The organism is Clostridium saudiense, assembly GCF_000577815.1.
Classification (GTDB): domain Bacteria; phylum Bacillota; class Clostridia; order Clostridiales; family Clostridiaceae; genus Clostridium; species Clostridium saudiense.
Genome location: NZ_CBYM010000060.1, coordinates 1 through 10,960, shown reverse-complemented (window position 1 = coordinate 10,960; position 10,960 = coordinate 1). Strand labels below are relative to the sequence as shown.

Annotated in this window: 9 protein-coding genes, 1 tRNA gene and 1 rRNA gene; 2 read left to right on the top strand and 9 right to left on the bottom strand. The window is 29.3% G+C overall.

The annotated features are described in order from the left end of the window. Positions 1–11: 11 nt before the first annotated feature. Together TY07_RS16245 and tsaD are read right to left on the bottom strand one after the other, a co-directional pair. Positions 12–1,040 (bottom strand): alpha/beta fold hydrolase, encoded by a 1,029-nt coding sequence (locus TY07_RS16245; RefSeq protein WP_042402649.1) that lies wholly within the window; start codon positions 1,038–1,040, stop codon positions 12–14. Positions 1,041–1,145: 105 nt separating this feature from the next. Further along, positions 1,146–2,156, bottom strand: a complete 1,011-nt coding sequence (tsaD, locus tag TY07_RS16240; RefSeq protein ID WP_042402646.1) for a tRNA (adenosine(37)-N6)-threonylcarbamoyltransferase complex transferase subunit TsaD — start codon at positions 2,154–2,156, stop codon at positions 1,146–1,148. A 315-nt stretch (positions 2,157–2,471) separates the two neighbouring features. Between tsaD and TY07_RS16235 the strand changes: the two genes are divergently transcribed. Together TY07_RS16235 and TY07_RS16230 are read left to right on the top strand one after the other, a co-directional pair. Next, positions 2,472–3,119, top strand: coding sequence for a RusA family crossover junction endodeoxyribonuclease (locus TY07_RS16235; protein WP_042402643.1), 648 nt, complete (start codon positions 2,472–2,474; stop codon positions 3,117–3,119). Between the two features lie 16 nt (positions 3,120–3,135). Then, the gene (locus TY07_RS16230) at positions 3,136–3,702 is read left to right on the top strand and encodes a GDSL-type esterase/lipase family protein (protein ID WP_042402640.1); all 567 of its coding nucleotides are present in this window, start codon (positions 3,136–3,138) and stop codon (positions 3,700–3,702) included. A 173-nt stretch (positions 3,703–3,875) separates the two neighbouring features. Here TY07_RS16230 and TY07_RS16225 read toward each other — a convergent pair whose 3' ends face one another. From TY07_RS16225 to TY07_RS16195, 7 genes are all read right to left on the bottom strand, one after another. Continuing rightward, on the bottom strand, positions 3,876–4,826 hold the full coding sequence (locus tag TY07_RS16225; protein WP_042402636.1) for an NAD(P)/FAD-dependent oxidoreductase: 951 nt from the start codon (positions 4,824–4,826) through the stop codon (positions 3,876–3,878). Continuing rightward, entirely contained in the window at positions 4,819–6,177 is a 1,359-nt protein-coding gene (locus TY07_RS16220; protein ID WP_042402633.1) for a TldD/PmbA family protein, read from the bottom strand. Before TY07_RS16220 ends, TY07_RS16225 begins: the two co-directional genes overlap by 8 nt. A gap of 11 nt (positions 6,178–6,188) precedes the next feature. Further along, positions 6,189–7,568 (bottom strand): TldD/PmbA family protein, encoded by a 1,380-nt coding sequence (locus tag TY07_RS16215; RefSeq protein WP_042402630.1) that lies wholly within the window; start codon positions 7,566–7,568, stop codon positions 6,189–6,191. A gap of 104 nt (positions 7,569–7,672) precedes the next feature. Continuing rightward, positions 7,673–9,121 (bottom strand): TrkH family potassium uptake protein, encoded by a 1,449-nt coding sequence (locus TY07_RS16210; protein ID WP_042402626.1) that lies wholly within the window; start codon positions 9,119–9,121, stop codon positions 7,673–7,675. Beyond that, complete coding sequence (gene trkA, locus TY07_RS16205) at positions 9,121–10,485, bottom strand: Trk system potassium transporter TrkA (protein ID WP_042402623.1); 1,365 nt, start codon at positions 10,483–10,485, stop codon at positions 9,121–9,123. Before trkA ends, TY07_RS16210 begins: the two co-directional genes overlap by 1 nt. A gap of 124 nt (positions 10,486–10,609) precedes the next feature. Further along, a tRNA-Asn gene (locus TY07_RS16200) sits at positions 10,610–10,684 on the bottom strand. Positions 10,685–10,738: 54 nt separating this feature from the next. After that, positions 10,739–10,960: ribosomal RNA gene (locus TY07_RS16195) — 23S ribosomal RNA — on the bottom strand; the annotation flags it as partial.

The following is a 10,960-nucleotide window of genomic DNA, read 5'->3' as shown; positions in this document are numbered from 1 at the left end:
AGTTTTTAGCTTTATTTTTTATTATTTGCTTTATTTGCTGTTTCAATTTCTTGTAGTTTTTTAGCTGTTTGTCTTATAGCCAACAAAACATTATCTTTATCATTTAATGGTAAATAGTCTTTTTCACAGCTAGTTACATGTACATCAGTTAATTCTTCACTTCCTAAGCTCTTTAGTGGATCATTTTCATCTCTAGTCAATAAATAATATGGTATATCAGAAAATATTCCATCAACTTGACTATGGCTTGTACCATTTAATATATTTTTAAGCTCATTATAAACCGCAGTGGTATACTTTGATTTAGTTCTTAAAGTTAAAAATTCATCTTTATTCTTATCTAAAAGTCCTGATTCATAATCCTCTAAATTAATATCTAAATTTAATTTATCTAATAACATTGTAAGTCCACATTTTGAACCTATCTTTTCAATACTTCTTCGTATTTTAGTTAATATCTGACTTTGTTTATACTCTTTCGTTTGAATAACCTCTTCATTAATAGGATCAATCATTATTGCCGCTGCAACCGAATCTTTAAATTGCTCTGCAAAACTTGTTAATACCAAAGAGCCATACCCTTCACCTACAATGATATATGGTCCAGAAAGTCCAGCTTTTCTTAATAATATCTTTAAATCTCTAGCTTGCTCTTCTGGCGTTCTTCCTGATGATGATATATCACTATATCCATATCCCTGTCTGTTATAAACAAAAGTCCTAATACTATCATTTTCTTTTAACTCTTCTACAATAGATGTCCATTCTTCTAAAGTAGTTCCAATATCACCATCAAAAATAATAGTATAGCTACCTTCCCCTTCAATTCTATAATCCATTCTTAATTCATCTACTGTAGTATAATTTACTCTTTTCTTTAATCTTTCCCCATCGATAAAGTCAACTATATTTTGAGTAACAATCCCAATAATTAAAATAGCAACTATTGTAATAACTACAATTTTAAATTTTTCTTTAGGACTCCTATGCTTTTTCATACTTACTTTACGTACCCCATTTGAATACGGTAAAAAATTCATTGCTTTCTCTCCCCATACATCCTTAACTTATATTTTTTTATAAATATATTTAAGTTTTTTAAGTATATGCATCCCTCTACAAATCGTATACTTAAATCTACATAATTACAATTTTAAATTTGGTTTAGCATTTAAATTTAAATCGCTAATTTTACCATTAATAAAATTAAAATAAGCTGCACTTCCTATCATGGCTGCATTATCTGTACATAAAATTGGAGCTGGGAATAAAACCTCTATTCCTCTCTTTGAAGCAGCATTAGTTAGTGTTTCTCTTAATGTTGAATTAGAAGCAACTCCACCAGCAATTGCAATAGTTTTTACATTTTTCTTTTTACATGTTAATAAAACATTATCCTTTAATACATCAACTACTGCTTGTTGGAATGATGCTGCAACATCAGCCTTATTAACTTCAATATTTTGCATTTTACATTTATTTAAATAATTAAGTACTGCAGATTTTACACCACTAAATGAAAAATCTAATGTTTCTTCATGGAAATTAGCCTTAGGGAATACTATTGCCTTTGGATTTCCTTCCTTTGCTAATTTATCAATTTTAGGCCCACCTGGATATCCAAGTCCTAAAGCTCTTGCAACCTTATCATATGCTTCACCTGCTGCATCATCTCTTGTTTGACCTATTACTTCATACTTTCCATAATCTTTAACATGAACTATAAAAGTATGCCCACCTGAAACTACTAAAGAAACAAAAGGTGGTTTTAAGTCTTTATGTTGTATGTAATTTGCGCAAATATGCCCTTCAATATGATTTACTCCTACTAAAGGCTTCTTGCTTGAAAATGCTAACCCCTTTGCAAATTGTAAGCCAACTAATAAGGCTCCAACTAATCCTGGTCCATATGTAACACCAATTGCATCAATTTTATCTAAAGTAATATTAGCCTCTAGTAAAGCTTCTTCAACAACTCCACTAACAGCTTCTATATGCATTCTTGAAGCAACTTCAGGAACTACTCCCCCATACTTTTCATGTGTGCTTATTTGTGAAGCAATTACATTTGACAGTACTTCCCTTCCGTTTACTACAACTGCTGCTGAAGTTTCATCACAACTTGATTCTATAGCTAAAATATATTTATCTTCCATCTATTTTTACCTCTTCTTTATTTACTGAATAATACCAATCTGTATTATATCGTAATCGTATTACATAATCAAATTATTACTTGTTAATATAAATTCTCTCATGTATAGTTGAAATATAATAAATACTTATTTGTAGATTTAATACTAATGAGTATTATATACTTTTCAAAAAAAATATTCATTATTTTTTATTTCTTTTTATGGATTTTTAAGGATTTTTTAATAATTATTTTTCATTTCAATTATCCATTAATAATTATTAACATCTTTTATATTATATACACTTTACTCTAAGAAATTTTAGGAGAATTATATATGAAACCTTATGCAAAAGTAATAGTTTTAGGGTCGCCTATTACTAAATCAAATTTCAAATTACATAATAAAGATGGTAGAGCTATTTTACCTTACAATACTGGAAAATCTCACGATAAATATGCTCTTTATGAAGAAGAAATAGCTTATTATGCAAGAAGTCAAAATCCAGAAATAATATTAGAAGAATCACTTATAGCAGTATTAAAAGTTTATTATAAAAGTGAAAAGCGTCATCCTGATACTGCAAATATAACTAAAAGTATATTTGATGGAATCGAGAAAAGTGGACTTATAGTCAATGATGCTCAAATTCGTAGAATAATAGTTGAAGAATTTTATGATAAAGAGAACCCAAGATTTGAACTAGAGCTTTTTGGTGAAAGTACATTTTCAATCTCATATTCAATTATAGAAAAAGATATATGTGATGAAAAAAGATTATATTCTTCATTAAAAAAATCAATAAAATCTACTGAAATTCCAAAGAATAAAAGCAAATTAAATAACTCATCTTCTTCAAAAGAGAAGTTATCTTCAACAAAGAAATGTTCTATTTGCAATTGTATTTTAAAAGAAAATAATTTTGTTACTGCTGATAAAGGCAAAACTCTTATTTGTAAAAATTGCTTTAATAAATTATTTTAAAGGAGGTCATTTACTTATGAAAAAATATGTATTTCTAGGAGATAGTTTAATTTATGGTTACGGAGTGAAGCCTAAAGATAATTGGGTTTATAAATTACAGACTAAATATAATTTATCTTTATATAACAAAGGTGTAAATGGCAGTACCACTACCGATATGCTTGTTAGATTTCAAAAAGATGTGCTTGATTTGAATCCTACTGATTTATTTATTATGGGCGGTACAAATGATTTACTTTCTAACAGAAGTGTCCAATCTATTGCTAATAATATTGAATTAATGATTAAGGATTCATTAAAAGAAAATATAAATGTAATTATAGGATTTCCCCCAAATATAATACCAAATTTAGCAAATAAACTTTTTATGAAATGCGATACTTATGATTACTGCCAAGATAGTTTACCACTTTTAAAAGAAGCTTTACTTAATTTATGTAATAAATACTCACTAAACTATGTTGATTTTTATTCTGCTACAATAAATGCTAGTGAACATGAAGAACTATACGTTGATGGTATTCACCTTAGTCCTAAAGGTCAAGACTTACTAGTAAAAACAGCTGAAATTAAACTTAACTAATTAAATTAATAATTTGTAAAGTAACAATAATATCAGCTTCAATCTATAATAAAATAACTATAATAAGATATCAAATTTTAAGTGACAAGTTAAGGACTAAATTCAGCTTAAGCTGAATTTAGATAAATACTTATAGAAACTCCCTAAGGAGCTTCTACCTTAACTCTTAACTATTAACTATTCAATCTCAACTCTTCTAAGTATTCTGCTGCTTGCTTTCCAACCTTTAACCCATTTTCACCACTATTTGACAATACATCTATACCCTTTTCCATAGTTCCACATACAAATATGCCTTCAACCGATGTAAGGTTGTTTTTATTTTTTATATAACTTCCATCCATCATAATGCTCATTTTCTTTATAAAGTCACTATCTGGTAAATATCCTACTGATAAAATCAATGAATCACAATCAATAGAAGTAATTTCTTCATTATAAACATTTTTAATCCTTGCTAAATTAATTCTCTCAATTCCTTCAATATCAATAACTTCACTTTGATATATTATAGGAATATTAAATCCATTAATTATATCTAGTTCATCTCTATTAAAACACTTTCTTTCTGTAACTATTCCTTTTACATTAGCACCTTCTATTACTAATCTTCTTGCCACAATAAGAGTCCATAGATCATTTCCTGAAATAATTATTTCTTTTCCTGGTAAATAACCATTATAATTAACTAATCTATGTGCAGAACCAGTAGTAAATATTCCAGTAAACTTATGAATAGGAATTAATATATTACCCGTATATTTTTCTCTACATCCAGCTGCTAATATTATTGCTTTTGCTTCTATTTCTTGAATTCCTTCTTCTGGATTTACATAAGTAATAACTTTATCTCTATTAATTTCTAAAACCCTTGTATTTAGTTTATATTTTCCTTCTAAAGCTTTATAATCTCTTATTAAAATACTTCCAAGTTCTGGACCAGTAACAGTTTTATTTAAATAATATTCACCAAATCCATTATCAATAAATAAATTTAAATTACCACCTAATACATCTTCCTTTTCTAAAATTAAAACATCCTTAATGCCAGATTTTAATGCACTTATTCCAGCAGATAATCCTGATGCACCTGCTCCAATTATAACCAAGTCATATTTATTCATTCTTTGACCCCTCTCCTGCAATGGAAAGCTCCTTTATCATAATACTTGGACTACCTACACTACTCATAGGGAACTTTAAATCATTGCCTACTTCTTCTATATCAGTTAATAAAGTAAAGAAATTTCCTGCCACTGTTATTTGTTCTACTGGATGAGTTTTAACTCCGTTTTCTATATAAAAACCTTTTGCAGCTAAAGAAAAATCTCCAGTTATAGAATTTGCACCTGAATGTAACCCTGCAAGATCTGTAATTATTAATCCTTTATCAATTTTCTTAGTCATTTCCTCTAAAGAATTAACTCCTGGTTCAATATAGAAATTTGTTGGAGATACTGATATAGGTGAAGCATATGATGCTTTAAATCCATTACCAGTTGATTTTACCCCAGCTTTATTAGCAGTCTTTAAGTTATGAAGTAAAGTGTTTAACTTTCCATCTTGTATTAAGTAAGTTTTTACTGTAGCTACACCTTCATCATCAAATGCAACTGATGCTAAACCATCTTTTAAATGTGGATCATCAACTAAATTGACTATATCAGAAGCTATTATTTCTCCTTCTTTTCCTTTTAAAAGACTTAACCCTTTTTGAACTGCATCCCCACTAAATATTCCTGCAAATGTTGATAAAAGTGATACCATTGCTTCATTATTTATAATAACTTTGTAATTGCTTGCTGGAATTGAAGTTGCACCAATCTTACTTAATGCTTCATCAACCCCCATTTTTGCTATTTTGGCAGGATCAATTTCATCTAATGATTTAGCAACAACATATCCACAGCCATCATACATATTTTCTCCATCTTTTACTATTGGAACAACATAAGCTGTTAATAAATTTGATTTATTTTTTAGATTTAATCCTTTAGAATTAATTATTCCATACTTTCCTGAACTATATGATATTGCACATCCACTAAAGCTTTCAACTTTATCACAATACTTCTTAGCTTCCTTTTCCATATTGATTGCAATATTAATCAATTTATCTGGTGCTAAATTTTCTAAAGCTTCATAATAAGTACTAATTTTCTTATACTCTTTATCACCTTCATATATAAATTGAATATCATTATTTTCAATTGCTGAAACATTTTCCTTTGCTTTTTTTACAAGCATATCTATAGCATCTTCATCTAATATCTCAGTATATGAATACCCAATTCTATCACCTAATTTACCTCTAAATGATAATCCTGCTGAATTGTTTAAATTATACTTTTCTACTTCCTCTTTATAAACACTGATTCCTAAACTTTCTCTATCCACGTAATATACTTCATATTCAGAAAATCCAGCTTCACTAGCTTTCTTAAATAAACTATCAACAAATAATTCTAATTCCATAATCTCCCCTCCTATCTTCCACCTACTGTTATTTCTTTTACTCTAATCATTGGCTGACCAACATTAACTGCTATACTTCCAGATGAAGATCCACACATTCCTTGTCCTTTGGCCATATTATTACCAACCATATCTATATCCATTAAAATATCACTACCCTTACCAATTAAGCTAGCTCCTCTAACAGGCTCCTGAATAACACCATTTTTAACCAAATATCCTTCTGAAACTGCAAAGTTAAATTCACCAGTAACTGGATTAACTGAACCTCCACCCATTTTCTTAGCATATAATCCGTCGCTTATAGACTTAATTATATCTTCTGGATTATCATCTCCATTTGCAATATAAGTATTAGTCATTCTTGATGTAGGTGCATATTTATAACTTTGTCTTCTTCCACTTCCTGTCGGTGCCATTCCCATTCTACGTCCATTTAATTTATCAATCATATAAGATTTTAAAATTCCATTTTCAATAAGAATATTTTTTTGAGTCTTATTACCTTCATCATCTATATTTAAAGATCCCCATGCATTTGGAATAGTTCCATCATCTATTGCAGTTACCTTTGTAGACGCTATTTGCTTTCCTAACATTCCTGTAAATACAGAATTTCCTTTTGCTACAGATGTAGCTTCTAGTGAATGTCCACAAGCCTCATGGAAAATAACTCCTCCAAATCCATTATCTATTGCAACTGTCATTCTACCTGCAGGACAATTTTTAGCATATAACATAGTATATGCTTGCTTAGCTGCTTCTCTTCCATAGTACTCTGGGTCTACTTCATTAAACATTTCAAATCCCATATGTCTTCCCGGCCCTTCAAAACCAGTTTGATTTTCCCCATTAGCAGATGCTATAGCGTTTACAGTTAGTCTTGTTCTTGTTCTCTTATCCTCTGTATATAATCCTTCTGTATTAGCAATTAATATATGTTGCTCTTTATCAGCATAACCTACTCCAACTTGAACTATTTCACTATGATAATTCTTAGCAGCATCATATGCTATCTTCATTACGCCAATTTTCTTATTAAGTTCTATTGATGATGGAGTTATAATTATAGGATTTAAATTTATATTTTCTCTTTCATTAAGAACTATCATCTTTTCTTCTTTTAATTCACCTAATGCCATTGCAGCCTTTTGAGCAACATTTAAAAGTGAAGTTAAACTATTGTTATTTGTATATGCATATACACTCTTTAAGCCCTTAAATATTCTAATTCCAATTCCATAAGCTCTTCCTCCTATAGAATTTTCAACCTTTCCATTTAATATACTAATTGAATTATCTAAACTATCTTCTTCAAATATTTCAGCAAAATCCCCACCAGTTATTAAACATCTTCCAAGCACCTTTTGTGCAACTTCGCGAGATAACATAAAACATTCCTCCCTTTCGATATTATTAATTATATACTTTATATATTATTATTAAAATGCCTCTGGGGTCAATCCATTTTTTGGATTGACCCCAGAGGCAAATATTAGTATCTTTTTTTCCAAAGTGAAGGGCTAAATAATATAAGCATAGGATATATCTCAAGCCTTCCAGCAAGCATACAAAATGATAATACTATCTTACTTAAATCTGAAAAAGCTGCATAGTTTCCTGTAGGACCTACCATTTCAAGTCCTGGCCCTATATTACTTAAAGTCGCTATTACAGATGTCACTGTAGTAGTAACATCAAAGTTATCAAAAGAAATTATAAATATAGCTATAAGTGCAATAACTATATACGCGAATATAAATATAAATACCCCTGATATAGTTTCTTCTTCAACTACATTTCCGTCTATCTTTACACTTTTAACTCTTCTTGGATGTAATATCTTATCAATTTCTCTTCTTATAGCTTTAATAATTATTACTATTCTTACAGTTTTAATTCCTCCACCTGTAGACCCAGCCATTGCTCCCATAAACATTAGCATTACCAAAATCATTTTACTAAGAGTTGGCCATAAATTAAAGTCTGCTGTTGCATACCCTGTTGTTGTTACTACAGATGCTACTTGGAATGCTGAATCTCTTATTGATCTAGTTACATCCCCATTATTAAAAGGTATTATGTTAACTGCTATAATAGCAATTGCTCCAAAAACAGCAATTAAATACCACTTTAATTCTTCACTCTTGAAGAATGCTTTAAAATTCCCTCTGATTAATTGGAAATATAAAACAAAATTCACACCAAATAAAAGCATAAATATTGTTATAATCCAATCTACTGTTGGATTATTAAATGCAGCAACGCTTGCATTCATATTAGAAAAACCACCTGTTCCAGCTGTACCTAAAGCATGTATAATTGCATCATACCATGACATACCTGCAAATTTTAAAAATATAGTTTCTATAACTGTTAATACAAAGTAAATAGCATATAATATTTTTGCAGTTTGCTTAATTTTAGGTACTATTTTACCTGGAGTAGGTCCTGGACTCTCTGCCTTTAATAAATGTATCGTATTTCCACCAAAAGATGGCATTAAAGCTAATATAAATATAAGGAATCCCATTCCTCCAACCCAGTGAGTAAAACTTCTCCAAAACAATATTCCTTTTGGTAAAGATTGAATCTCTGTTAATATAGATGCTCCTGTTGTTGTGAATCCAGATGATGTTTCAAAAAATGCATCTATAAATGATGGAATAGCACCATTAAATACAAAAGGTAATGCTCCAAAGAATGAAATTACTATCCATGCTAATCCAACTGTTAAAAATCCTTCTTTAGCATATATCTCTTTTTTCTTCCCTTTTACTCTTGTAAGAATTATTGATATAGGAAGCATTATTAATATTGTATACAAAAAAGCACTAGCATCCCCTTGCCCATAAAAAAGTGCTACAGCAAACGGTATTAATAATAATAACAGTTCATATTTTATTACATGTCCTAATATATTTAATATAGCAGGAAAATTCATTATTTATTCCCCCTCACTACTATATCATTAATATCAACAAGTTTATCTCTTTTAGTTATTATTATTACTCTATCTCCAAGTTCAATTTTATCATCACCAGATGGAATGATTATCTTATCATTTCTAACTATAGTAGCAATAATTATATCATTAATTATATTTATATCTTTTAATTTTCTATTTAAGAATTTTACATCTTCTCTAACTAAAAACTCAATGGCCTCAGCTTGCTCATCAAATATCTTATAAATATTTTCTATGCAGCATTTCTTTTTATTCTTTAAGAAACGTATATATTTTAATATTTTATTTGCAGTTATAGCTTTAGGACTTATTATAGTATCTATTCCTACATTTTTAGCTATTACATTGTAATTAAATCTAGTAACTTTAGTTATGACATTTTTCACATTATTATTAATTGCAAATAAAGATGTTAATACATTTTCTTCATCTCTACCTGTTAAAGCAATAAAAGCATCTGCTTCTTGTAGATTTTCTGATAATAATAATTCATGATCAGTACCATCTCCATTTATAACAATTGCTTCTGGTAAAGTTTCATTTAATTCAATACATTTATCTAAATCTAATTCAATTATTTTAGAAGTTACTCGTAAACTATCTATTATATTTACTAGATAATGTGTAATTCTTCCTCCACCTATTATTAGTGGATTTTTTATTCTATCTTGGAATTTACCTAATCTTTTGAAAAAGACTTCAATTTTTTTATGTTCACCTATTACATATAACTTATCATTCTTATGTAAAACAAAATCACCACTTGGTATATGTATTTCTCCATCTCTTTCTATACCAGAAATTAATATAGAATCCTTTAAATATTTTATATCTTGTATGGCCTCACCATCTAATCCATCGCCTTCAAGTATTGTAAATCCTACTAAATCAACTTTCCCTTTTGCAAATGTATCTACACTTCTAACAGATGGGAATTTTATTAATTTTGCTATTTCTAAAGCAGCCTCTTTTTCTGGATTTATTACTAAATCAATTCCTAGTTCGTCTTTAAGCATTAATATCTCTTCAGAATACTGTGGTGCTCTTACTCTTGCTATAGTATATTTAGCACCTAATTTTTTAGCAGCTAACGAACAAAGCATATTTACTTCATCACTACCAGTAACTGATATAACTAAATCTGCTTTACTTATACCAGCTTCATGAAGTATTTTTAAACTTGTTCCATTTCCCTTTATACCCATTATATCTAATTTTTCAATTATAGAATTTAGTGCATCAATATTATTATCAATTACAGTTATATTATCCTCCTCTTTAGAAAGAAATTTAGCTAAGGTGTATCCAACCTTACCTGCTCCAATAATTATAACATCCATGTTTTTTTACCCCTTATTAATATTAAATTAATTCTTCTTTATTTTACTCAATTATATGATAAATTTAGATATCTTTCATCTGCTTGTATAAAAAAATAAAGCTAGAATTGCTTCTAGCTTTATCTGGCTCCGCGAAGAGGACTCGAACCTCCAACCTGTCGGTTAACAGCCGAATGCTCCACCATTGAGCTATCGCGGATTATTCTAAGAGAATTTATTCTCTGAAAATTGCATATGAATTATTTTTTATATTTTGGTCAAGCCCTCGACCTATTAGTATCAGTCAGCTAAATACGTTACCGCACTTACACCTCTGACCTATCAACCTTGTGTTCTTCAAGGGGTCTTACTAGCTTATGCTATGGGAAATCTCATCTTGAGGGAGGCTTCACGCTTAGATGCTTTCAGCGTTTATCCCTTCCCGACTTAGCTACCCAGCCATGCTCCTGGCGGAACAACTGGTACACCAGAGGTC

Bases quoted from the DNA above. Each gene is read 5' to 3' on its own strand.
- TY07_RS16245 (WP_042402649.1), bottom strand. From the start codon at position 1,040: ATGAATTTTTTACCGTATTCAAATGGGGTACGTAAAGTAAGTATGAAA.
- tsaD (WP_042402646.1), bottom strand. From the start codon at position 2,156: ATGGAAGATAAATATATTTTAGCTATAGAATCAAGTTGTGATGAAACT.
- TY07_RS16235 (WP_042402643.1), top strand. From the start codon at position 2,472: ATGAAACCTTATGCAAAAGTAATAGTTTTAGGGTCGCCTATTACTAAA.
- TY07_RS16230 (WP_042402640.1), top strand. From the start codon at position 3,136: ATGAAAAAATATGTATTTCTAGGAGATAGTTTAATTTATGGTTACGGA.
- TY07_RS16225 (WP_042402636.1), bottom strand. From the start codon at position 4,826: ATGAATAAATATGACTTGGTTATAATTGGAGCAGGTGCATCAGGATTA.
- TY07_RS16220 (WP_042402633.1), bottom strand. From the start codon at position 6,177: ATGGAATTAGAATTATTTGTTGATAGTTTATTTAAGAAAGCTAGTGAA.
- TY07_RS16215 (WP_042402630.1), bottom strand. From the start codon at position 7,568: ATGTTATCTCGCGAAGTTGCACAAAAGGTGCTTGGAAGATGTTTAATA.
- TY07_RS16210 (WP_042402626.1), bottom strand. From the start codon at position 9,121: ATGAATTTTCCTGCTATATTAAATATATTAGGACATGTAATAAAATAT.
- trkA (WP_042402623.1), bottom strand. From the start codon at position 10,485: ATGGATGTTATAATTATTGGAGCAGGTAAGGTTGGATACACCTTAGCT.